This window comes from Chitinophaga sp. SYP-B3965 (assembly GCF_009647655.1).
Lineage (GTDB): Bacteria > Bacteroidota > Bacteroidia > Chitinophagales > Chitinophagaceae > Chitinophaga.
This window is the reverse complement of sequence record NZ_WJFD01000001.1, coordinates 2,763,590-2,786,681: the sequence shown is the minus strand read 5'-3', so window position 1 is coordinate 2,786,681 and position 23,092 is coordinate 2,763,590. Positions and strand designations below refer to the sequence as shown.

The 23,092-nt window shown below is 45.9% G+C and carries 20 protein-coding genes; 11 read left to right on the top strand and 9 right to left on the bottom strand.

Going from position 1 to position 23,092, the window contains the following annotated elements:
- Window positions 1-13: 13 nt before the first annotated feature.
- Window positions 14-295, bottom strand: a complete 282-nt coding sequence (gene groES / locus GFS24_RS10970; protein ID WP_153659605.1) for a co-chaperone GroES — start codon at window positions 293-295, stop codon at window positions 14-16.
- A gap of 279 nt (window positions 296-574) precedes the next feature.
- Here groES and nusB point away from each other — a divergent pair, with 279 nt between their 5' ends.
- The 4 genes from nusB to coaE all read left to right on the top strand — a co-directional run bounded on the left by nusB (window position 575) and on the right by coaE (window position 2,998).
- A complete protein-coding gene (gene nusB, locus GFS24_RS10965) occupies window positions 575-1,504 on the top strand; it encodes a transcription antitermination factor NusB (RefSeq protein ID WP_153659604.1) in 930 nt (309 codons plus the stop codon).
- 11 nt (window positions 1,505-1,515) lie between these two features.
- Window positions 1,516-1,956, top strand: a complete 441-nt coding sequence (locus tag GFS24_RS10960) for a DUF1573 domain-containing protein (protein WP_153659603.1) — start codon at window positions 1,516-1,518, stop codon at window positions 1,954-1,956.
- Between the two features lie 36 nt (window positions 1,957-1,992).
- The gene (gene yajC / locus GFS24_RS10955; RefSeq protein WP_153659602.1) at window positions 1,993-2,346 is read left to right on the top strand and encodes a preprotein translocase subunit YajC; all 354 of its coding nucleotides are present in this window, start codon (window positions 1,993-1,995) and stop codon (window positions 2,344-2,346) included.
- 67 nt (window positions 2,347-2,413) lie between these two features.
- The gene (gene coaE, locus GFS24_RS10950) at window positions 2,414-2,998 is read left to right on the top strand and encodes a dephospho-CoA kinase (RefSeq protein WP_153659601.1); all 585 of its coding nucleotides are present in this window, start codon (window positions 2,414-2,416) and stop codon (window positions 2,996-2,998) included.
- Here the strand turns inward: coaE and GFS24_RS10945 are convergent.
- The 3 genes from GFS24_RS10945 to GFS24_RS10935 form a co-directional block, all read right to left on the bottom strand.
- Window positions 2,981-4,171 (bottom strand): pyridoxal phosphate-dependent aminotransferase, encoded by a 1,191-nt coding sequence (locus GFS24_RS10945; RefSeq protein WP_153659600.1) that lies wholly within the window; start codon window positions 4,169-4,171, stop codon window positions 2,981-2,983. The two genes, coaE and GFS24_RS10945, sit on opposite strands and share 18 nt — an antisense overlap.
- A 115-nt stretch (window positions 4,172-4,286) precedes the next feature.
- On the bottom strand, window positions 4,287-4,967 hold the full coding sequence (locus tag GFS24_RS10940) for a DUF4397 domain-containing protein (RefSeq protein ID WP_153659599.1): 681 nt from the start codon (window positions 4,965-4,967) through the stop codon (window positions 4,287-4,289).
- Window positions 4,968-4,998: 31 nt separating this feature from the next.
- Window positions 4,999-6,192 carry a serine hydrolase gene (locus tag GFS24_RS10935; RefSeq protein ID WP_153659598.1) on the bottom strand — a complete coding sequence of 398 codons (1,194 nt, stop codon included), beginning with the start codon at window positions 6,190-6,192 and terminating at the stop codon, window positions 4,999-5,001.
- Between the two features lie 225 nt (window positions 6,193-6,417).
- On the opposite strand from GFS24_RS10935, the gene secDF reads away from it, so the two are divergent.
- Complete coding sequence (secDF, locus tag GFS24_RS10930) at window positions 6,418-9,585, top strand: protein translocase subunit SecDF (RefSeq protein ID WP_153659597.1); 3,168 nt, start codon at window positions 6,418-6,420, stop codon at window positions 9,583-9,585.
- Between the two features lie 207 nt (window positions 9,586-9,792).
- Here secDF and GFS24_RS10925 read toward each other — a convergent pair whose 3' ends face one another.
- Window positions 9,793-10,527 (bottom strand): DUF3800 domain-containing protein, encoded by a 735-nt coding sequence (locus tag GFS24_RS10925; RefSeq protein ID WP_153659596.1) that lies wholly within the window; start codon window positions 10,525-10,527, stop codon window positions 9,793-9,795.
- A gap of 132 nt (window positions 10,528-10,659) precedes the next feature.
- The gene (locus GFS24_RS10920) at window positions 10,660-11,004 is read right to left on the bottom strand and encodes an iron-sulfur cluster assembly accessory protein (protein WP_153659595.1); all 345 of its coding nucleotides are present in this window, start codon (window positions 11,002-11,004) and stop codon (window positions 10,660-10,662) included.
- Between the two features lie 130 nt (window positions 11,005-11,134).
- Between GFS24_RS10920 and GFS24_RS10915 the strand changes: the two genes are divergently transcribed.
- Both GFS24_RS10915 and GFS24_RS10910 read left to right on the top strand, forming a co-directional pair.
- Complete coding sequence (locus tag GFS24_RS10915; protein WP_153659594.1) at window positions 11,135-13,915, top strand: hypothetical protein; 2,781 nt, start codon at window positions 11,135-11,137, stop codon at window positions 13,913-13,915.
- A gap of 9 nt (window positions 13,916-13,924) precedes the next feature.
- A complete protein-coding gene (locus GFS24_RS10910) occupies window positions 13,925-14,977 on the top strand; it encodes an AI-2E family transporter (RefSeq protein ID WP_173003044.1) in 1,053 nt (350 codons plus the stop codon).
- A 6-nt stretch (window positions 14,978-14,983) separates the two neighbouring features.
- Here the strand turns inward: GFS24_RS10910 and GFS24_RS10905 are convergent, their stop codons facing one another.
- The 3 genes from GFS24_RS10905 to GFS24_RS10895 form a co-directional block, all read right to left on the bottom strand.
- Complete coding sequence (locus GFS24_RS10905; protein WP_153659592.1) at window positions 14,984-15,466, bottom strand: hypothetical protein; 483 nt, start codon at window positions 15,464-15,466, stop codon at window positions 14,984-14,986.
- 51 nt (window positions 15,467-15,517) lie between these two features.
- The gene (locus GFS24_RS10900; protein WP_153659591.1) at window positions 15,518-18,154 is read right to left on the bottom strand and encodes a valine--tRNA ligase; all 2,637 of its coding nucleotides are present in this window, start codon (window positions 18,152-18,154) and stop codon (window positions 15,518-15,520) included.
- Between the two features lie 235 nt (window positions 18,155-18,389).
- Window positions 18,390-19,403, bottom strand: coding sequence for a low specificity L-threonine aldolase (locus tag GFS24_RS10895; protein ID WP_153659590.1), 1,014 nt, complete (start codon window positions 19,401-19,403; stop codon window positions 18,390-18,392).
- Between the two features lie 416 nt (window positions 19,404-19,819).
- Between GFS24_RS10895 and GFS24_RS10890 the strand changes: the two genes are divergently transcribed.
- From GFS24_RS10890 to GFS24_RS10875, 4 genes are all read left to right on the top strand, one after another.
- Window positions 19,820-20,677, top strand: a complete 858-nt coding sequence (locus tag GFS24_RS10890; protein WP_074239472.1) for an RNA polymerase sigma factor RpoD/SigA — start codon at window positions 19,820-19,822, stop codon at window positions 20,675-20,677.
- Between the two features lie 162 nt (window positions 20,678-20,839).
- On the top strand, window positions 20,840-21,703 hold the full coding sequence (locus tag GFS24_RS10885; protein ID WP_153659589.1) for a DUF4249 domain-containing protein: 864 nt from the start codon (window positions 20,840-20,842) through the stop codon (window positions 21,701-21,703).
- A gap of 27 nt (window positions 21,704-21,730) precedes the next feature.
- Window positions 21,731-22,678 carry a thioredoxin-disulfide reductase gene (trxB, locus tag GFS24_RS10880; protein ID WP_153659588.1) on the top strand — a complete coding sequence of 316 codons (948 nt, stop codon included), beginning with the start codon at window positions 21,731-21,733 and terminating at the stop codon, window positions 22,676-22,678.
- A gap of 51 nt (window positions 22,679-22,729) precedes the next feature.
- The gene (locus tag GFS24_RS10875) at window positions 22,730-23,080 is read left to right on the top strand and encodes a dihydroneopterin aldolase (RefSeq protein ID WP_173003043.1); all 351 of its coding nucleotides are present in this window, start codon (window positions 22,730-22,732) and stop codon (window positions 23,078-23,080) included.
- Window positions 23,081-23,092: the final 12 nt, after the last annotated feature.

The following is a 23,092-nucleotide window of genomic DNA, read 5'->3' as shown; positions in this document are numbered from 1 at the left end:
ATGATATCAGGGCTTAGATAATAGCCAGGATATCAGATTCACGCATGATCAGGTATTCTTCTCCTTCAAATGGAATTTCCTGGCCGGAATATTTACCGTACAGTACAGTATCGCCAACTTTCACAGTAACTGGCTCATCTTTTTTACCAGGACCAGCTGCAACTACAGTTCCACGCTGAGGTTTTTCTTTAGCGGTATCCGGGATGATGATGCCACCAGAGGTTTTTTCTTCTGCTGCTGCGGGTTTTACGATCACCCTGTCTGCCAGAGGTTTAATAGTTAATTTTTTAGCCATTGTTATTCTATTTTTAAAGAGATGAGTTGAAAAGTTAGTGGAACCACCCGCACGAAGATTATGCCAACCACGTATTCGGGTCAAATTTTCAGGATGCAAAGATACATATTCCCGGGGGACTGTCAAGATATGACATTTTTTCATTTTTGCCTGTCAGTCAGAAGGTGGATGGCAGTGCCGCAGCCCGTTTCCCGGAATGCGGCTTCCGGCTCCCCGGAACTATATTTTAAAAAGTCCCTGTAAAACAGTAGCTTTGCCGCCATTTTCCTAAGCGTACGTATGATCAGTAGAAGAAACATCCGGGTAAAAGTTATGCAAACATTGTATGCCATGGACACCATGGAGCAGGGAACGGTTAAACCCGGTACTGCAACAAGTTTGCTGAATGAAAAGTTAGATCAGACCAGCCAGATATTCACGTATTTGCTGTTTTCTGTTGCCCGCGTAGCACAATACGCGGAAACGGACGCTCAGAACAGGGCCTCTAAACACCTGCCCAGTGCAAACGACCTGGCGGTGAACACCAAAATAGCAGGGAACGACTTTATTTTCCAGGTAATGGGGGATAAAGGGTTCCAGGTGAACCTGGACAACTGGAAGCTCCGCAGGCTGGAGGACATCGAACTGACCCGCAAGCTGTACAACCAGCTGGCAGAATCAGCGATCTACAAGGCCTACATTGCAGAACCAGGCAGGAATAAGGTGACAGAGAAACAAATTATCGAGTACATCTATAAAGAGATCCTTGAAAAGAATGAACTATTCCGCCAGCACATGGAGGATAGCTTTATTCACTGGGGGGACGATGAAGAAATGATGACCATCCTGGTCGGTAATTTCTTCTCCAAACCACAGCTGTTCAATTTCCTTCAGCTCATCAGCCGGGAGAAACTGGAATATGCCAAGGAATTACTCCTCACGGTACTGGATAAGAAGGAATACACTCTGGAGCTCATCAAACCTAAACTGCAGAACTGGGATCCGGAACGTATCGCTTCTGTGGATATGCTCCTGATGGAAATGGGGGTTTGTGAATTCCTCTACTTCTCCACCATCCCTACCAAAGTAACGATCAACGAATACATAGACCTGGCAAAAGCTTACAGCACACCGCAAAGCGGCCAGTTTGTGAACGGGATCCTGGATAATATCCTGAAAGACCTGGTACAGGCAGACCTGATCCAGAAAACAGACCGTAACCGGAAATAAAAAAATAAAGGATGAAAGCGCTTTTATTTACTTTTTTTGCTGCCATGCTGGCTGTTACAGCCTGCAATAACCAGGGTGCAAAATCTGAGAAGAGTACCACTACCAATGCCCAGGATACTGCTGGCGGCCATTACCCGGCTATTACCTTTGAAAAGGAATTGCACGACTTTGGCAATGTTACAGAGGGAGAAGTGGTGGAATATTCTTTCAAATTCACCAATACAGGGGAAAGAGACCTGCTGATCAATAAAGCGGAAGCAAGTTGCGGCTGCACAGTGCCGGAATGGCCTAAAGAACCTATTAAACCAGGGGAAAGCGGGTACATGAAGGTGAAGTTTGACAGCAAGGGGCGGCCGGAAGGACATACTGAAAAAGAATTGTATATTCAGGCCAACACAAATCCTCCTATGATCAACGGTCCAAGGATCCAATGCATGATCGTAAAGAAATAGTACCTTTAACAGCTTCAAATCAACAAACAACATACGATGTACAACTTATTAAATGTTTTCTTAATGACGCCACCAGCGGGTGGTGGTTCCGGTGGTTTTGGCGGAATGGGCTCCCTGCTCTTCTTTGGTGGTATGATCCTGGTGATGTGGTTGTTCATGATCCGTCCTCAAACCAAAAAAGCCAAACTGCAAAAGCAATTTATCGAAGGCCTGAAAGAAGGTGATAAAATTGTTACTATCGCAGGTATTCACGGTAAAGTGAAAAAGATCAACAACGAGAATAATACTTTACAGATAGAAGTTAGCCCTGGTACTTTCCTGACAGTAGAGCGTTCTGCTGTAAGTATGGAATATACCAGCGCAGTAAACAAAGCTACTGAGGTTAAATAAATTGTCTTTAAGACGTTTAAAGGGAGAGAAGTCCGCTTCTTTCCCTTTTTTTTTATATTTTGGTGGCATGCAAATCATCGGCATTACCGGCGGAATAGGATCAGGAAAAAGTACAGTGGCAAGGATCTTCGGACTACTCGGCATACCCGTTTACTCTGCAGATGATGCTGCAAAGGAGATCATGGTAAAGGATCAGCTCCTGATCGGGCAGATCAAAGATCATTTTGGTGCGGAGGCTTATCTGCCGGATGGCAGCCTCAACCGGAAATTCATTTCTAATATCGTATTCAACGATAAGTCGCAACTGGAGAAACTCAACTCCATTGTACATCCCGCTACGATCCGTGACTCAGAAGCCTGGGCACAACGGCAGAGATCCCCTTACGTGATCAAGGAAGCAGCGCTGCTATTTGAAACGGAATCTTTTCATCATGTAGACAAAGTAATAGGTGTGTATGCGCCAGAATCCTTACGCATCCTGCGTGTGATGAAAAGGGACGGCGTAAGCCGTAACGATGTGCTGGCAAGAATGCACAAGCAGATCGATGACCGCATCAAAATGAAGTTATCTGATCATGTGATCTACAATGATGAGCAACAGATGGTGATCCCCCAGGTACTGGCGCTACACAAGCTATTTCAGCTTACCTAACCATTCTTTCATCCGCTTCATTCCTTCTTCTATACGATCCATGCCGGTGGCATAAGAAATACGTATACAATCCGGTTGTTCAAATGCGCGGCCTGATACTACGGTTACATTGGCTTTATGCAGGAGGTACATGCAAAGATCGTCTGCATTATTGATCTGGCTGTCTTCAAAAGACTTACCGAAGAAACTGCTGACGTTAGGGAACATGTAAAATGCACCGTCTGGTTCATTTACTTTTAACCCGGGTATATTTTTGAGTGCAGAAAAGATGAAAGCCCTGCGTTCTCTGAAGGCAGCTACCATTTCTTTAGCGGTATCCAGTTCTCCGCGTAACGCAGTAATAGCGGCACGTTGGGTGATGGAACTGGTGGCAGAAGTGAACTGGCTTTGTACCATGTCCGCAGCTTTGGCAATTTCCAGTGGTGCGGCCAGGTAGCCAAGGCGCCAGCCGGTCATGGCAAATCCTTTACTGAGACCGTTAATGATGATGGTGCGTTCTTTTAAGGTGCCGAAGCTGGCAATGCTCACATGTTCACCCACATAATTAATATATTCATAGATCTCATCAGAAATGATGTAGATCTCCGGGTGTTTTTCAAACACAGCTGCCAGGCCTTCCAGTTCTTCTCTTGAATAAACAGAACCTGTAGGATTACAGGGGGAGGAGAACATGAACAGTTTTGTTTTTGGTGTGATGGCGGCTTCCAGTTGCTGCGGCGTGATCTTGTAATTTTGCTCTATAGGGCAGGGTACAAATTTCACCACACCCTGGCATAATTTCACCAGCTCTGAATAAGTGACCCAGTAGGGGGTGGGGATGATCACTTCTTCTCCCGGGTTTACCAGGCTGAGTACAGTATTGGCAATGCTTTGTTTAGCACCGGTAGATACAACGATCTGTTCCGGGCTGTATTCAAGGCCATTATCTCTTTTTAATTTATAGGCCACGGCCTGTTTGAGGTCTGCATAACCTGCAACGGGCGTGTAATGTGTATATCCTTCGTCAATGGCTTTTTTGGCAGCGTCCCGTATATGCACCGGCGTGTCAAAATCGGGTTCCCCGATGCTGAGATCTACGATGTCAATTCCCTGGGCTTTCAGCTCACGGCTGAGTTTAGCCATTCTGATGGTTTGCGGTACAGAGATGCGTGATAATCTTTCTGCTAATGGCATATGGAATTATTTTTTTAGGTTGACCGCCGCAAACCTACTGCAAAAAGATGAGCATAAAAAGAAACGTCCCGGGTCTTTATAACCCGGGACGTTTCACAAATATTATTGTATGCTATTATTGACGATATACGTTGATCACTGGTTTCTTATCGCCTGTTTGTCCTGGAATACCCATGTAGGCAATGGTGTAAGCGTTGGAGGCAAGCAGGTTCACATTAGGTAAAGTAGCCAGTTCTGTACCGGCCTGGTCTTTCACCGTAACGGTCACTGTAGCTGCATCTTGCGCCTGGAGGCTCACATCTCCCAGGAAATCTTCAAAATAACGGCCGGAAGAAACCTTATTGGCGTTAATGTAGAAATCTACCGGGGTGGCACTTTCCACGAAATTCATAAAACGCACGTTGGCTTTTTCACGGGAGATCGTAGAAAAGTCTTCCCTCACTCTATATGATTTTACCATCGAATTGCCATACAGGAAGATAGTATTGTATTGCAAAGTGTCGAAGTTTGCTGTAACACTTGTCAGCAGACTATCTGTACCTGTTTTGGTAAAATCGATCTTGATGTTGGCCGGAGCAAACTGATCGCCGGCAGAGGCGCCAAATGTAAAAGGAGCGGAGTTTGCTTTTTTGGAATTGAAAATGAGGTCCATTCCAAAAGCGGGTGATCCGTTTATAAAGTATATCACCGTGCTGGGCGCGTCAGGCGTCACGTTATTCTTCAGACAGGAAGACAGGCCTGTGATCACTGCAACCATTGCCAACAGTGCTACGAATCGGTTTTTCATTGTTACCATGCTCTCAAATTTTTGTTGATTACTATTTATTTTACAGTTGTTGAATGCCATTGTAGTCAATTTTATAACGCTTCAGATCTGGTTTGTATTTCCTTGATCTTTTTAATTCTTCTTCATAGATGATCTCACCGAGTGCTTTCAGGAAAGGTTTTCCTGTTGTTTCGAAGTCATATTTGTCATCTCCTATCACGCCGTCTTTGTTGGCATACAAAGTGGCAGAGAGCAGGAACTCCACGCCATGGTCAAAATCCACAAAATATGCTACATCTGTCAAAAAGCCATAAGCCCAGCCTGGTTTGTTAAAGATCCGCAAACCTGCCGGTAATTGTGCATTTCCGTCTGCGCCGCCCATCAGGTATTTTACATAATTATGATGGAATTCGGCCGTATCGTAGGCCGGATGGCGTGTTTCCGTTGGCAATTGAGACATATACCGGTATAAAAACCGGTAATCGTCTTCTGTTAAACGAAAAGCAGACGCAGATGTTACACTTTCCGGAAAAATTACGCTTTTCAGCATATTATGCAGGTCTGCCAGCAACAGGCGGTTCTTCAGCGAGAAGTCGAAAGGGGCATTAATGAGTGTGGAACCTTTGTAATGTGCATTACCCACGGAATCCTGCCTGGGGGCAAAGGAGAGGGTGCTCACCTGGTCTTTTTGCTGATAGATCACCTTGCCCTCCTTTTCAAACCGGATGGCATTGGTGTGGCGGTTACTGTCCGGAGGAAGGGCAATATCCAGCCGGTGGCGGATCTGGGAGGCAGGGTAACCTTTATCCCAGAGGGCCTGGTTGAATTCTTCCTGACCGATGAACTCATACAGTCGGTTAAAAGAATCATTGTCACTGACCAGGAAGATCTTCTTAATATAATGAGCTACAGAGGGTTGTGCGTTTTCGGCGGAAGTGTCTTCCGTAACAGCCGTAGTGATGCCTGCCAGGCTATCTGTGTACATCGGGGTATATTTATCCACTTTCAGGCGGTTCAGTTTCTCCAGCGCCAGGAAGGCTGCGGGCATTTTTACCGTGGAGGCAGGGTAGAAATATTGGTCCGGGGAAAGATGGTAGTAAAAGTCCGTAAATACAGGCTGGTTACCAGCTTTACGGTCTATCCGGGTGTAAATGACCTGCAGGCGGTACTCCTTTGGGTTGTCCATAACAGGGCCCAGCCGGGCACTGCGGGCTTGCAGCAGGGTATCCAGGTAAGCGGATGTTAAATTGTGCATAGCGGCAGAATTAATTGTCCGGGATGTTTGGCAGTTCGTAAAAAAAACCAATATTGCACCTGCCGTAAAAATGCGTTGCATCATAGAAGGAAATTTTTGGCCAAAATCTCGTTCAAAACCAATCGGATAGTGGATTACTAACTGTTTTGAACCGGGCTTTAATATATCAATTTAAATTCTATCTTTGCAACTCTTAAAAAATTTATATTAATAATCCGAAACAAAATGCAACTAAAAGGACTGGTTAGATTTTTTGCTGTCGCACTGATCCTTATCTCTTTGTATCAATTGTCCTTCACGTTCGTGGTACGGAACTATGAGAAAAAGATAAAGACCGCCGCCGAAGCCTTTGTGGCCGGCCAATATCCTACCGCTGAACAGAAGCATGCCGGTAATAAAGAAGCGCAAGCCCTTTATGCCGACACGCTGAACGACCTGATCAAGGAAAGGACAGAACAGATGCTGGACAGCGCCAGTGGCAAGCAGATTGCGGGATTTCCCTGGTTTACCACCTATACCTCAGCGAAAGAAAAGCAACTGAACCTCGGTTTGGACTTGCAGGGCGGTATGAATGTGGTGTTGGAAGTTAGTGTAGAAGACGTAGTACGCTCCCTCTCCGGTCACTCCAAGGACCCGGCATTCAACAATGCCATCAAAAAAGCCATTGAGCTTAAGAAGAACAGCCAGTCAGATTTCGTGACCCTGTTTGGTGAAGCCTACAAACAGGAAGCACCAAATGGCAAGCTCGCTTCTATTTTCGCCAATGCGCAACAAAAACAGATCACTTTCAACAGTACCAACGATCAGGTGCTGAATGTGATCCGTAATGAATCTAAAGCAGCCATCAAGAACACTTATAAAGTGTTACAAAACCGGATAGACAAGTTCGGGGTAGCTTCTCCATCTATCAACCTGGATGAGAACCGCGGTATCATTTCCGTGGAACTGGCCGGTGTGGATGATGCAGATCGTGTACGCAAGTACCTGCAAGCCAGCGCCAACCTGGAATTCCGTGAAACATATAAAAGTGGTGAAGAATTCTACTTAACAGTATTGCAACCCATGAACGAGGCGATTAAGATCTCTCAGGGTATCGCTGCTAAGAAAGATTCTGCTGCTCCTGTTACCGCAACAGATTCTGCTGCTACTGCCGCTGCGGCACCAGCTAAAGATTCTGCCGCCAGCCTTACCAGCCTGCTGGCTAAGGACTCCGGTCTTTCTAAACTGGGTGGTGACTCCGCCAAGCAAATGGATGCTTTGCGTGCTGAGCAGGTTAAGCAAAATCCGCTGTTCGCTATCTTCATACCTAACGTAAATGATCAGAATCAGATCATGCCAAGCTCTATGCTTGGACGTATCTTTCCAAAGGATACGGCTACTTTCCGCAGGTATATAGAAACGCCGGGTGTGAAAGCCATTCTGCCAAAAGACCTCGTGTTTGTATATGGTCCAACCAAACGTGAAGACCGTACACAACCACTGCCTGTATATGGTATCAAAGTAAATCCGGCCAATCCGCAGGCAAGGATCACCGGTGAAAGGGTGACTGCAGCTAAAGCTGATTTCGGACAGAACCACGAAGTGGAAGTGAGCATGAGCATGGATAACGTTGGTACACGTGACTGGCGTAACCTGACCCGCGCACTGAAACCAAGCAATCCGCAAGATCCGCGCACATTGAACTATGTAGCGATCGTACTGGATAACGTAGTATACTCTGCACCTTCTATCAATTCAGAAATTCCTAACGGTAACTCTTCCATCAGCGGAAGCTTTAGCCTGGAAGAAGCAACTGACCTTGCCAATATCCTGGTTTCCGGTAGAATGCCTGCCCCCGCCAAGATTGTGCAGGAGCAAGTAGTTGGACCTACCCTCGGGCAGGAATCCATCCAGGCAGGCGCTAAATCTTTCATCATCTCTTTCATCGTGATCTTCATCCTGATGCTGGTGTACTTCAACACAGGCGGATGGGTTGCGAATATCGCACTGATCCTCAACCTGCTGTTCACCGTAGGTATCCTTGCTTCACTGGGCGCAACGCTCACGATGCCTGGTATCGCCGGTCTGGTACTGACCATTGGTATGGCTGTGGATACGAACGTAATCATATTTGAAAGGATCAAGGATGAACTGAGTCGTGGTAAAACTTACCAGCAGGCTGTGGAAGACGGTTACAAACGTTCTTACGCGCCGGTACTGGATGGTCACATCACTTCCCTGCTCACCGCCTGTATCCTGTTCTACTTTGGTTTAGGCCCTGTATTGGGTTTTGCGACCACACAGATCATCGGTATCTTATTGTCCCTGTTCTGCGGTATCCTGGTATCCCGTATGATCACTGACTGGTGGACGAACAAGAAAAGACACCTGGAATACTTCACACCTATTTCCCGCAGGATCTTCAAACATGCCAACTACAACTTCGTGGGCATGCGTAAGTACACCTACGTGATCTCTGGTATCGTATTGATCCTGGGTATCGGTTCCTTCTTCCATGGTTTTGACCACGGTGTGGATTTCAGCGGTGGACGCAGCTATACGGTGCGTTTTGAGAAACCGGTGAATGCAGAAGAAGTGCGTAAGAAACTGAGCGATATCTATGGTTCAGAAACTTTCGTAAAAACCATCGGTGGTAAAGATCAGCTGAACATCACCACTCCTTATAAGATAGACGACAACTCTGATGCAGCAGTAGCAGAGGTGAAAGCTAAGCTGTATGAAGGGCTGAAAGGTCAATACGCCGGTAACATCGACGAACAAACGTTCCTCAATAAATACATTGTTGGTTCTCAAACCGTATTGCCTACCATCTCTGATGACTTAAGGGCAGGTGCGGTGAAAGCTACCATCCTTTCCCTGATCGTGATCTTCCTGTACATCCTGTTGCGCTTCTCGAAATGGCAGTACTCTATCGGTACTATCTTCTCGCTGCTGCACGACGTATTGGTAACACTGGCAGTGTTCTCATTCTGCCGCACCTGGGTGCCATTCTCCCTGGAGATTGACCAGCACTTTATTGCGGCGATCCTAACGGTGATCGGGTTCTCGATGAACGATACGGTGATCGTGTTTGACCGGATCCGTGAGAACTTCCGCCTGCTGAAGGGTGCAGATACCAAAACAGTGATCAACCGCGCGATCAATGATACATTGAGCCGTACGATCATGACCTCTGTAACGGTGTTCCTGACCATCCTGATCCTCTTCATCTTTGGTGGTGAAGTAACCCGTGGTTTCGCGTTTGCGATGCTGATCGGTGTGATCACGGGTGCTTACTCTTCTATCTTCGTAGCTGCACCTGTACTGGTGGACTTCGATAAGAAGAATACACTTTCTAACGAGAAAGAAGCTGTAGTAGTACAGAAGGCTCCTCCGTTAGTAAGCGGCAAATAAGCTTTTACTTATCTTACATATCAGAACGGCCGGCTCAGCAATGAGGCGGCCGTTGTTGTTTTGACAAAGGTTCAGTCATTATGATGAAATTATTCTCAATAAAAGCGTTACTTTTGCCTTGGACCTATAATAAGGTTCCCCTTAAAATTTTTGGACTGGGGTGTCCCCGATCGGCATAAAGCCAGGCGAGAGCCTGGCTTTATGCTTTTATGGATATACCTTAAGACCATAGATACGGCCTCTTTTTGAATAGATCTTATCTTTAATTGCATCATATGAGGGATTAGGTCTATCCCTGTCTATCACATAACGGGCGATAGGGTAGGCAACAAGGTCTGCCAGCTGCAGGCCGTTTATATTCTCTCTTTTACTTTTAAAGATGATGGAAAGATTGTATGCTCTTAGCCGTTCTGCAGAAACGTAGCCGGTTCCCCGTGCCATTAACCGCTGAAAATGCTCATGGAGTTGCTTGTCCTCTTTGGCGCCCCGTTTTTCAATAATGATTTCCAGCTCCTTATGGGGATCTCTGATGTCATCCAGCAGAAAAATAGCTCTTTCAATAATGAAGGACAGCGCGATCTCGTATACATCATTTGCCAGGCGGCCAAATCGTTTTATGTATTCATCTTTTCTTATGGCGGATGCTATAATAGTATAATTATTCCCCCCCACGATCCTGTTAATCCCTTCATAGAATTGTGCTTTCTTTTCCAGATCAAATAATACTGCAAACTCCTTGTCACATTTTCTGATATCACGGGAATGAAAGATCACATTTATGCTATTCCAGAACTGATGTTTTACTTCGTTTATACTATTTCTTATAGTATCATAATCTGATTCTGCAATTAATACACTACATAAAAGGAAAACCGGGAAGCTTTCATCCACCTGAGTAAGCCCATGGTTGCCACTCTCATCCATGTATAGACAATACTTCATACAATTATTTAGTTGATATGCAATATTGAGGATACGGATCAAAACAAATTTGTAATTACATGTTAACAGGAAATATTGGGCATAAAAAAACCGGCCTCCTTTAGAGAAGCCGGTTCCTGTTAGTGAATATTATTACACCGCAAAAGAAGTACCGCAGCCGCAGCTGGAACTTGCATTTGGATTGGTAAAAGTAAATCCGCGGGCATTCAGGCCATTCTGGAAATCTATTTCCATTCCCAGGAGATAGATGCCATGTGCTTTCTTCATCACTACCGGAATACCTTCCAGTTCATAGATGTCATCGTCTTCCATTTTGGCATCAAAGCCCAAAACGTAAGAAAGTCCTGAACAGCCACCGCCTTTAACACCAATACGGAGGTATTGTGTAGCGTCGAAGCCATCTTCCTTTCTGATGCGGTTGAGCTCCTGAACGGCGCCGGTGGTCAATTTTATGGGTGAGGGTGCTAATGTTTCCATCGTATCATTCATTTTATAGACTACAAAAATACGGAAAAATGCAGAATGTGCGTTGTCACACTGGTGTCAGGCCTGTAGATATGAAATTTAATAGGCATACTTCGAAATTGTATGTAATTTGTTTCCCAATATGCGCAGACTTCTATGCCTTGCAATAGCTGTAGTGCTGGTGCAGCAGGTTACAGCCCAACAATTTGGCGGCAATCCGCCCTCTCTCAAATGGCAACAGATCAATACGGATACGGTGCGGGTGATCTTTCCGAAAGGAATGGAGACCCAGGGTAAGCGGGTGGCGGATATCGTACAGCAGATCAGCCGTTATCACCGGAACAGCATTGGTCCCTTGCAACACAAGGTGAGCATTCTGCTGCAATCCCAAACCATGCAATCCAACGGATATGTACAGCTGGGACCTTTCCGTTCTGAATTCTTCCTCACGCCACCGCCTTCCAGTAATGATGTGGGTTCTGTGAACTGGGTAGATCAGCTGGCCCTCCATGAGTACCGCCATGTGCTGCAAAACAACAATTTCCGGAAAGGGCTCAGTAAGGTGTTTTATTACCTGGGCGGAGAACTGGGGCAGGCTGCGATCACCAATATTGCGGTGCCTAACTGGTTTTGGGAAGGTGATGCCGTGGTGATGGAAACCGCACTCAGTTTACAGGGCAGGGGCCGGTTACCGGCATTCTTCAATGATTTCAGGGCTTTAACGCTGGCCAATAAAAAGTATTCTTTCATGCAGATCCGCAATGGATCTTACCGCAATTTTATACCGGACCATTATGCTACGGGGTATTTGATGACGAGTTATGGCAGAAAGAACTACGGGCAAACGTTCTGGAAAGATGTAACGGATGATGCGGTGCGGTACCGCGGTGTATTCTATCCTTTCTCGCAAAGCCTGAAACACCGTACCGGCAAAAATGCGGCTGCTTTCTTTAAAGCTTCGCTGGATGAATATGCAGCAGCCTGGAATGCAGCGGAAAAGCCAGCAGCGGATACTTTAACGCCCGCTACGAAAACGGTTACCAATTACAAATACGTTTATGCGCTGGGAGATAGCAGTTATGTTGTTTCCAAAGGCTCTTATAAAAAGATCACAGGCTTTTATGAACTGGATGCAGCAGGGAATGAAACCCTGATCGTAAGGCCAGGTATTGGCTTTGATGATTATTTCAGCTACCGTAATAATAAACTGTTATGGACGGAAAGCCGGTTTGATGCACGCTGGGGCTGGAAAGATAATTCCGTGGTGAAAGTATATGACCGCAGCAACGGGCAGATGCAGACACTGGGATTGGAACGCCGGTGTTTTTCTCCTGATCTTTCTTTTGACGGAAAGAAGATAGCGGTAGTGACGATTACGCCAGAACAGCAATACCAGCTTAAATTGCTGGATGCGCAAACAGGGGCAGTGGTGCATACTTTTCCGAATACGGAGAACTGGTATTATACCTATCCCAAATTCACGGCGGACGATCAGTATATCATCAGTGCAGTACGTGACCAGGAAGGCAGGATGGGCCTCATTCAGCAGGCAGTGGCAGATGGCAGTGTGAAGGTATTGGTGCCGTTTGGTGTACAGACGATAGGAATCCCTTTGATAGAAAAAGAAACTATTTACTTCACCGCAGCTTTCAAAGATGCTGATAATGTATACGCTTTAAACAGTAATGAAGTTAAACAGGTCACAAACCGGCCCAATGGTGTGCAGCATATGGCTGTTGCAGGAGATCATATCGTATTCAGCGAATTCACTGCAGATGGTTATAAGTTATTAAAAACAGATCTCTCCGCCAATAGCTTCGTAAATAAACACAGCGCGTGGTTAGAACCTGATTTTGGCGAAGGAGGGAATATCCTCGATAAAATCCCTGCCGGAGATTATAAAGCCCGTAAATACCCTAAAACACATCGAATTTTCAACTTCCATAGCTGGATACCGGAGATAGATGATCCCGAGTACGGTTTGTTCCTGCAGGGGGAGAATGTGCTGGGTACTTTACAGAGCAGGGTGGGGGTAAGATATAACTACAATGAAGAGAGCCCCAGTGTGAGTGCATCATTGCTGTATGGTGCCTGGTTCCCTTATCTGCGGTTGGGAGCGGATTACCGGATGCAACGGTTTTTAAATGTGAATGATACGATCTCGCTTCAGTGGAATGAGCTGGACTGGTATGGTGGTTTGAGCATCCCGCTGAATTTCACTTCAGGGAAATATTATCGCTACCTCACACTGAACGGTAATTACCACCAGGTGACCCGTGCGCGCAGCGGCAATTCCAAATATGTTTTCCGCGATGATAATGTCCAGTACCTGGATCTGAATGGTAGTTTCACCAATCAACGGATCAAAGCGGTACAGAATATCAATTCCCATTTTGCACAATCCTTACAGTTCCGTTATAATAAATCATTAAATGGTATTCCGGCAGAACAACTGTATGGCCGTTTAGACCTTTACCTGCCGGGCTTCTCAGCAAATCATAGTATTGTGCTGCAAGGTTCATTCCAGCAAAAGGATACCAGCCTTCGTTATGCGTTTACAGATTATTTTGTGTATGCCAGAGGGTATAACAAACCGTTCTATGAACACATGTATAAACTGGGGGCCAACTATCATTTCCCTATTGCTTACCCGGATTGGGGATTTGCCAATATCCTCTTCTTCAACCGCCTGAGAGGAAATATCTTTTACGATCACAGCGTAGCTTACAACTTTAGGACGAAGCTGGATGTTACATATGCATCTACAGGAGCAGAATTGTTCTTCGATACAAAACTGGGGAATGTATTACCGTTTACGTTTGGTGTGAGGTACAGCCATCTGCTGAATACCAACCCGGGCGATCCGCTGCGGAAAGAAAGATTTGAAGTGATCGTTCCTTTGCAGCAATTATTCAGCTATTAAATGCCAAACATGAGACCGCTACAGAATTCACAACCTTTCTACATCAGACTTAGTCATACCCTGTTAAGCCTGGTGTTGATCGTGATCATCCTGCGTACGATGAAAGAGATACTGGCGCCGGTAGCTTTCGGGTTTATATTCGCCATCCTTTTATTGCCGGTGGCACAAGGCCTGGAGCGGATCAAATTCTCACGTGCGCTGGCTGCTACTGTAGCTGTCATAGTATTCATCCTGTTGCTGTTGGGATTGTTGTATTTCATCTCCTGGCAAACTACTTCGTTCTTAACGGATCTGCCTTTACTGGAAAAACGATTAATGGTGCAGGCGAATGAATTAACGCTCTGGATAGATCAGAAATTTCAGATCGACTCTGATCAGCAGATAGCCTGGATCAATGAAACGGCTGCAAAGAGCATCACTACTGTTTCTGCATTTGCGATGAATGCGGTATCGTCTGTTTCTTCCATCCTCATTTTCCTCATCTTCATCCCGATGTATACTTTCTTCCTGCTGTTCTATCGCAAGCTGCTGATGCGTTTCCTGTTGAAGCTGTTCCATCGTGATCATGCGGAGGAAGTACATGAAGTGATAGCACATGGGCGTGTTGTTATAAAAAGTTATGTGGTAGGATTGTTCATTGAAATGGTGGTAGTGGCCGTGCTGAACATCTCTGCGCTGTTATTGCTGGGGGTAAAATATGCTGTGCTGTTGGGTACGCTCGGCGCTATCTTCAACATTATTCCTTACCTGGGAATGATAGTAACAGTTATCATCACACTGGTAGTGACCTTAACTACCGGCACACCTGCATTGGCCCTCTGGGCAGCACTTTCCCTGTTTGGTATTCACCTAGTGGATGCGAATATATTATTGCCGCGGATCGTTGGATCCAAAGTATCTATTAATGCCATGATCACTTTACTGGGTGTATTTGTGGGCAGTATGATATGGGGGATTGCGGGGATGTTCATTTCCATACCAGCAATGGCATTGCTCAAAATTATCTTTGACAGGATACCGAACATGAAGCCCTGGGGGATCTTAATGGGCTCGGGAGAATAACTATTTTTACTTTACGATGATCTTCAGTTCCGGTGCGCGGTAGAGCTTATCTCCTGTGTACCTGATCACAATATTATTGAAGAACAATACTTCGCCTTTCTGAATACTTTCTTTCAACCGGCTGCTCCAGGGAGTGGAGATCTTATCCGATTTAAAAGAATCACCCACGTATTCTGTATAGATACTCACTTCATTGGTGGTGTCGTTCAAAAAAGGTTCCTTCTTTTCATAGGTGAAATCAAAAGAAACAACCGGGAATTTCTGGTTGCTGCCATCCCTTACGATCAGGGCGGAATCCAGCAATTTCAATACTTCCGGACGGGGGAGGGTATCGCTGAGGAAAATACCCCAGGTAGTGCGGAAGCGTAGTGGTTTCTGCGCAGCAGGCTGTGTAGCAGCTGGTTTTTTAACCGCTGGTTTGCTCTGGGCAGTTGCTCCAAGTACGCAACAACAGATAAAGGTGACAGTATGAAGGAATTTCTTTGCCATAGGGTGCTAAAAAGAATCGTCCGGTTATTGAACGCCGGACGATCTTTAAAATTATAGTGATTTCAAACTTTCTTCAATTGCCTGGATCTTGGCGGTGCAATCTGCCAGTTTCTTTCGTTCTGCTTCCACCACTTCCGGTTTGGCATTTGCCACGAATCTTTCATTAGATAACTTTTGTTCCGTTTTCCGAAGAAAATCCTGCTGGTATTCCAGGTCTTTGAGCAGTTGTTCCCGCTGTGCAGCCGGATCTACTTCTCTTTCTGTAACCAGGTAGAACTTATCTTTTCCGATCACAAGCGCAATAGCACCCGGAATGGATTCTTTCGTATAAGCTACCACGTTGGCGTTCACCTGTTTGGCAATAATGCTCTCTATCCGTTTAAAGGCATTCTCGTGATGTGTTTCAATATGCAGTTCGATCTCGTCTTTAGGTTTGAACTGATTCTTGTTACGGGCATCGCGGATACTGCTGATCACTTCTTTTGCCAATGCGCCTTCAACCAGTACGGCGTTGTTTGTAGCTGCAGGGCTGGTGAACTGGCGGATCACCACATCATCTCCTGCTTTGCGTTCGCGGAGCAGGTGGTATAATTCTTCTGTTACAAATGGCATGAACGGATGCAGCAATTGCATGAGGCGCTCAAAGAAACCGATGGTCTTTTCGTACACACCCGCATCAATAGGTTGTTCAAAACCCGGTTTGATCCATTCTAAGTACCAGCTGCAGAAATCGTCCCAGATAAGGCTGTATATAGCTTTGAGGGCTTCGCTCAAACGGAAGTCCTTAAAGAGTTTTTCTACTTCTGCATGTACTTCGTTGAGGCGATTTTCCATCCACTCTACTGCAAACGTGGGAACAGGCGCGCCGGTATTTTCAACAGTCTTCCACATCTTCACGAGTTTCAGGGCGTTCCACATTTTGTTGTTGAAGAAGCGGCCTTGTTCGCAGCTGTTACCGTCAAACAACAGATCGTTACCGGCAGGTGAGGAGATCATGATACCGAAACGTACGGCATCTGCGCCATACTTTTCAATCAGCTCCAGCAGATCAGGTGAGTTGCCTAATTGTTTGCTCATTTTACGGCCCAGCTTGTCACGCACCATACCGGTGAAGTACACATCGCTGAAGGGCTTTACCTGCTTGTATTCCAGGCCGGCCATGATCATACGGGCCACCCAGAAGAAAATGATATCCTGCCCTGTTACCAATACAGAAGTAGGGTAGTAGTAATTGATATCTGCATTATCAGGTTCGCTGATACCGGAAAAAACCTCCATGGGCCAGAGCCAGGAAGAGAACCAGGTATCGAGGCAGTCTTCGTCCTGCTTTAATTTTGTGGCTTGTTTGCCGAACTTTTCTGCATATAATTTCAGTGCGGCATCATGTGTTTCTGCTACTACAAACTGACCGTTATCATCGTACCAGGCGGGGATCTGCTGACCCCACCACAATTGGCGGGAGATACACCAGTCCTTCACATTTTCCATCCAGTATTTGTAAGTAGCCAGGAAACGATCGCCGGGATGGATCTTTACATCGCCACTCACTACTGCATCCAGGGCGGGTTGCGCCATGTCTGCCATCTTCACGAACCATTGTGTAGAGATGCGTGGTTCCACTACTGTATCCGGATTACGCTGACTGTAACCTAAGCGGGTGGCGTATTCTTCTTCCTTCACCATGAGGCCTTGTTCTGTTAAGGCAGCTACTACTTTCTTTCTTGCACGGAAGCGGTCTTCCCCAACAAATACTTCTGCTGCAGCGCTTAAGGTACCATCATCATTGAGGGTATCAACGATCTCCAGGTTGTGTTTCAGACCGAGATTATAGTCATTGATATCATGGGCAGGGGTTACTTTCAGGGCACCTGTTCCAAATTCTTTATCTACATATGTATCATAAATGATGGGCACTTTCCGGTTCACTAAAGGCACTACGGCAAAGTGGCCATTCAGGTGTGCATACCGCTCATCTTCCGGATTTACGCAGATGGCAGTATCCCCCATAATGGTTTCAGGGCGTTGTGTGGCAATGGTGATGAATTCGCCGGTAGGTTTGCCATCTCCATTTACAATCGCATATTTAACATGGTAGAGTTTACCATTCAGTTCTTTGTATTCTACTTCCTCATCGCTGAGGGCAGTTTTGGCTTTCGGGTCCCAGTTGATCATACGGGCGCCGCGGTAGATGAGCCCTTTACCATAAAGGTCTACAAACACACGGATCACCGCTTTATAATAATGATCGTCCATGGTGAAGCTCACCCTGTCCCAATCTACAGAGCAGCCCAGTTTTTTGATCTGGTGGTAGATGATACCGCCATATTTATCTTTCCATTCGTAGGCGTATTTCAGGAACTCTTCCCGGCTCAGCTGGCTTTTCTCGATGCCTTTTTCTTCTTTCAGCATATTCACCACCTTGGATTCGGTGGCAATGGAAGCGTGATCAGATCCCGGCACCCAGCAAGCGTTAAAACCGCTCATACGGGCGTGGCGGACAAGGATATCCTGTACGGTCTCATTTAGCGTATGCCCCATGTGTAACACACCTGTTACATTCGGCGGGGGGATCACGATCGTAAAAGGAGGACGTTCATCAGGTACTGAACGGAAGTATTGTTTGTCCATCCAGTATTTGTACCACTTGTCTTCTGCCGAGGCAGGGATATAATTCTTCGAAAGTTCCATTTTCTTGATTAAGCCTGTTTTTGAGCATGCAAAAATATTGAATATCGGATGGATTCCGAATTATGGGCCATAATTATGCTCCAACCTTGCTTCATCCTTGCTTAATGGTTGCTTCATCCAAGCTTCATCTGCTTGCCTGGAGCAGGTTTGCACAAGGATGAAGCTTGGATGAAGCAAGGATTATACAACCATTAGACAAATATCAGATCATATTTGCACAATAATGTGAAGGAAATCACTCCATACTGCGGATCACGGCAATGGTCCTATCCACCATTTCCGGTGTAATATCCAGGTGGAGCACCATGCGTACCTGTGTTGGAGAAATGGCCATCACGCGAATATCCTGTTGCTGCATGAAATCCCGGAAGGTGATGGGCGTCCAGGGATGTTTCACTTCAAAGATGAGGATATTGGTTTCCACGGGCAGCATGTGACCGGTGAACTCTCTTTCCAGCAAAGCACCTGCAATCTTCTTGGCGTGCTGGTGATCTTCTGCGAGGCGTTCCACATTGTTTTCCAATGCATAAACCCCGGTAGCAGCCATATAACCAGCCTGGCGCATACCGCCACCCAGTTTTTTACGTACGCGGCGGGCTTCTTTTATGAAAGCAGCGGAACCTAATAATATGGAGCCCATGGGGCAGCCCATGCCTTTATTTAAGCAAACGGAGATACTATCGAAAGTGGCGCCGAATTGTGCTGCGGTTTGGCCGGTGGCCAGTAATGCATTGAAAAGGCGGGCGCCATCCAGGTGTAGTTTTAAACCATGTCTGTTACAAACTTCCCGGATCTGTTCGATCTGTTCCCATTCATAACAGCATCCGCCGCCTCTGTTGGAAGTATTTTCCAGGCATACAAGAGAAGTTCGGGCTTTATGAATATCATCCGGGTTGATGGCAGCTTCCACATCTGCGGCGGTGATCATGCCACGGTCCCCTTCCAGGGCCCTGACCTGTGCGCCGGCGTTGAAGGCAATGCCTCCTCCTTCATAGATATAAACGTGCGCCAGGGTGCTGCAAATGACTTCATCGCCGGGGAGGGTGTGTACTTTAATGGCGATCTGGTTACTCATTGTGCCGGAAGGGCAGTAAAGGGCTGCCTCCATGCCAAAAAGTTCTGACATCATGGCTTCCAGTTTGTTCACGGTAGGATCTTCTCCGAAAACGTCATCTCCTGTGTTTGCTTCAATCATGGCATTCAGCATGCCTTTGCCGGGTTTTGTAAAAGTGTCGCTTCTGTAGTCCATTGAAAATTTTGCAATGAGTATTATGGTAAATTAGAGAAAATCTTAATTTGAATGAGATTTATTTTCAATTGTTAAAATTTAATTAAACCCCCTCAAATAGTGACTAAAACGCTATAAAAATACGTTTATATCGTGTACTTTGTTATACTATTGAGACATAGAGGCTTAATTGAAAAACGTTGAACAGTTGACAATGAACACGTAACGCTGAAGTTACCCCGCAAATCGTAACCCATTTATATGCCATATCAAGTTATTTGGAAGAGTGGGGGATTAGCACGATCTTTGCACGCTAATTTCGCAACTGTGTAAGATATCACATTTAAATGTTACAACAAAAAATATCTTTCCGGTGTTATAACGTTAGAATTTATGTGCAAGCGCTCTCAAATTATTCGTAAACCAAATTTTAAAATATGAGGCAACTTAAAATTGCCACCCAGATCACCAATCGTGATTCGCAGGCGGTAGAAAAGTACCTGCAGGAAATCTCGAAGATCCCATTGTTAACTCCAGAAGAGGAGACCACATTGGCCCAACGTATCAAAATGGGGGACCAAAGGGCTCTAGAAAGATTAACTACAGGAAACCTTCGTTTCGTTGTTTCTGTGGCCAAACAATATCAACACCAGGGCTTAAGCCTTTCTGACCTCATCAATGAGGGCAACTTAGGGTTGATCAAGGCAGCACAACGTTTCGATGAAACAAAAGGTTTCAAATTCATCTCTTACGCTGTATGGTGGATTCGTCAATCCATTTTGCAGGCGCTGGCTGAACAAGGTCGTCTTGTTCGTCTGCCGCAGAATAAAATTGGCACTTATAATAAAGCGAATAAAGCCTACATGGCATTTGAACAGGAAAACGAACGTGAGCCTTCTACAGAAGAGCTGGCTGAGATCCTGGAAATGTCTGAATCGGAGATCAACAATATCTTCCAGAGCAATACCCGCCACATGTCCCTCGATGCACCTGTGCACGAAGCGGAAGATGTAGCGATGGGCGATCTGCTGGAAGGTGGCGCTGTAACCGACGATGATGTCATGCAGGATTCTTTGAGAGAAGAGATCCGTCGCGTGCTCAAGTCCCTGAGCCCCCGCGAAGCGGAAATTGTGAACGCTTATTTTGGTCTGGATGGTGAAAACGGCGCAACGATTGAACAAATAGGACAGAAGTACGATTTGACAAAGGAACGTATCCGCCAAATCAAAGAAAGAGCTATTAAAAGGCTTCAAAAGGCCCGCTACAGCGGCGCACTTAAATCCTATCTGGGATAATTGGTTTAAATATTAATCTTCGAATCTGGGATAAAAGCATCCCGCCTATACAAATGGCGGGATGCTTTTTTTGTGCCCATAAAGGGGGATTATACCCATATAGATACCTTTCGTACTACCCGATTCGATTTTCTCCTCCCAACCCGTTATTTTTGCACTCTTATGCGAAATGCACCTATTCTACTTGTACTGACAATTGTGTCGGGTACGGCTTGCCAAAAAGGGAACTCAGTTGATCTCCGGGATAAAGGAGAGCAGCTGGTGGTGGAAGGGATGATTGAGGATGGCAGGTTTCCAACGGTAACGTTGAGCCGCAGTCTTGACTATTTTTCTAAAATTGAACCGGAGCAATTACTGGCTTCCTTTGTACATGGTGCAAAGATCACCGTGTCCAATGGCGCACAAACGCATCAGTTGCGTGAGTACAGCTCAGACACCACCTGCTTTTATACCGTGGATACGGCTGACATGAGTAACGCTTTTGTGGGGGAAAGAGGCGCCAGCTATACACTGCGCATAGAAGTTGGCGATAAGGTGCTCTCTTCCATTACTACCATTCCGGAAGGCAGGTTTTCCCTGGATTCCATAGGATGGAAAAGAGTGGAAGGCCCGGATGTTACCAAAGTACGCCTGTTTGTAAAAGTAACAGACGCGCCTGAAAGAGGTAATTATGTCCGATACTTTACCGCTCGTAACAAAGAGGACTTTATGGCAGGCCTGAATTCAGTATTTGATGACAAAGCAGTGAACGGCACTACTTTTGAAATACCACTGGATGCAGGTGTTGATAAGAATAAAACAACGGAAACGGGTGAACATCAATTCTTTAAAAGAGGGGATACGGTAGCACTCAAGTTCTGTAACGTAGATCATGGTACCTATGATTTCTGGCGTACCCTTGATCTGGCATATAACACTACAGGCAGTCCGTTAAAACCTAACCGCGCGATCGGCAATGTGCAGGGCGCATTAGGTAACTGGGGCGGATACTGTGTTTCTTACAAGACCATTACTATACCAAAATAATCAAAACCAATCAACAGCAACAACAGCATGGAAAACAACACTCCACAAGAACATGTACATGTACTGATCATCGGATCAGGCCCGGCAGGGTATACCGCAGCGATCTATGCTGCCCGTGCTAACCTGAAACCCGTATTGTATCAGGGCATTCAACCCGGCGGTCAATTGACCATCACTACTGAAGTTGAGAACTACCCGGGATATCCGGAAGGCATACAGGGGCCTGAAATGATGGTGGATTTTGAAAAGCAGGCGAGCCGCATGGGTGCTGATATCCGTTATGGATTGGCTACCGCCGTGGATTTTTCCTCCCAGCCTTATAAAGTGGAAATAGACGAAGAAAAAACGATCACGGCAGATGCCATTATTATAGCAACAGGGGCTTCCGCCAAATGGCTGGGCCTTCCTTCAGAACAACGCCTGAACGGCAGCGGCGTTTCCGCCTGCGCTGTTTGCGACGGATTCTTTTTCAGAGGGAAAGAAGCAGCCATCGTGGGTGCAGGAGATACCGCAGCGGAAGAAGCACTGTATCTTTCCAAGATCTGCTCTAATGTACACATGCTGGTTCGCCGTCATGAAATGAGAGCATCTAAAGTAATGCAGGACCGTGTACTGAAAACCTCCAACATTATGGTGTACTGGAATTCCGAAACATTGGAAGTGACCGGTGAAAATAAAGTAGAAGGTGTTCGTATTCAGAACCTTGTAACCAAAGAAGAACAAACCATTCCGGTGAGCGCTTTCTTCGTGGCCATTGGTCACCAGCCTAATTCTGATATCTTCAAATCCAAACTGGATATGGACGAGCAGGGATATATCAAAACCATCCCCGGCACCAGCAGAACCAGTGTGGAAGGCGTTTTTGCCTGTGGAGACGTACAGGATAAAGTATACCGCCAGGCGGTAACTGCTGCCGGTAGCGGTTGTATGGCTGCACTGGATGCGGAAAGATACCTCTCTGCAAAAGGACATTAATTTCATCACGAAGGATCAATGCTTTACATTGATCCTTCGATATTTTATACTATGCTATCTATTGCACTGGAGGGACTTAAATTCTACGCTTATCATGGCCTTTACCCGGAAGAACAGGTAATTGGCAATTATTTCATACTGGATATTGAAGTAAGTATTCCGGAACCACAACACCCATCCTCTCTTATTGAATCTGTTAACTACGAAATCCTGCATTCCATCGCCAAACGCATCATGCAAACGCCGCAACCCTTGCTGGAACAGGTAGTACATGATATCTCGGTTACCATCAAAAGTACTTTCCCCGCAGTGAGCCGTTCCAGAGTAATACTGAAAAAACAAGCACCACCCTTTGGTGGAGACCTCTCTTTTTCCGTGGTAACGCTGGAAAAACAATATTAATCTTTATTTTTA